This is a genomic window from Bradyrhizobium lablabi (assembly GCF_001440475.1).
In the GTDB taxonomy this organism is placed as follows: domain Bacteria; phylum Pseudomonadota; class Alphaproteobacteria; order Rhizobiales; family Xanthobacteraceae; genus Bradyrhizobium; species Bradyrhizobium lablabi.
On the sequence record NZ_LLYB01000003.1, the window covers coordinates 1 to 1,097 of the forward strand.

The 1,097-nt window shown below is 63.0% G+C and carries 1 protein-coding gene; it reads left to right on the forward strand.

Annotation, left to right across the window (positions count from 1 at the left end):
• Positions 1-1,097, forward strand: a 1,097-nt coding sequence (locus tag CQ14_RS00015; RefSeq protein WP_199805392.1) for a M10 family metallopeptidase C-terminal domain-containing protein, incomplete at both ends; no start/stop codon positions are given.

The window sequence follows — 1,097 nt, forward strand, 5'->3', positions numbered from 1 at the left end:
GCGCAGACCATCGACCTGCATCCGGGCGCCTTCTCCTCGGTCGGCGGCCTCATCAACAATATCGGGATTGCGCTCAACGCGACCATCGAGAAGGCGATCGGTGGCAGCAGCAATGACAAGCTGACCGCGAGCGACACCGGCTCCACGCTGTCGGGCGGCGGCGGCAACGATACGCTGATCGGCGGCGCCGGCAACGACAGGCTGATCGGCGGCACCGGTGTTGACACGATGACCGGCGGCGCGAGCGGCGACACGTTCGTATTCTTGCTCGGCGAAAGCTCGGCTACCAGCGGCCTGCACGATCGCATCACCGATTTTCTGTCCGGCACGGATCACATCGACCTCAGCGGCTACGACGCGATCAGCGGCACCGGCAGCTACGATCAGTTCAAGTTCATCGCGACCGCAGGCTTCAGCGGCGCGGCCGGCGAACTCAACTATTTCTACAACAGCTCCACCGGCGTCACGACGCTGCAGGGCGACACCAACGGCGACGGTGCCGCCGATTTCGCGATCGATTTCACCGGCAACGTCATCATCAGCCTGGCCGATCTGATGGGGGCTTACTCGGCACCGGTAGTTATCGAGTCTTCCGGTTCGACCAGCCTGGTCCAGGTGGGGGCTAACTATTACTTCTATCCCGTCGGGGGGAGCAGCGGGCCGCAATTCAAATACAAGGGCGTCCCCGTCGCCGCGGGGCAGTACGAATGGAGCTTCCTTGGCGTCGAGCAAACTGCTGGCGGCTACAAGGTCGCCATGCGCATCCAGGGCACGGACCAGTACACGGTCTGGAATACGGATGCCAACGGCGATTTCGTGTCCAACGGTACCGGCGGCGTCGTCGTTTCGGGATCGAACCCGGCCATCACATCGCTCGAGTCGAGCTTCAACCAGGATCTCAACGGCGATGGGATTATCGGTGCGAGTGCGTCCGCCACCGTGATCGAGGCTCTCGGTTCGACCAGCCTGGTGCAGGTGGGCAGCAACTACTACTTCTACCCGGTCGGCGGCAGTAGCGGGCCGCAATTCAAATACAAGGGTTCGCCCGTCACCGTGGGGCAGTATGAGTGGAGTTTCCTCGGCGTCGAGCAGACGGC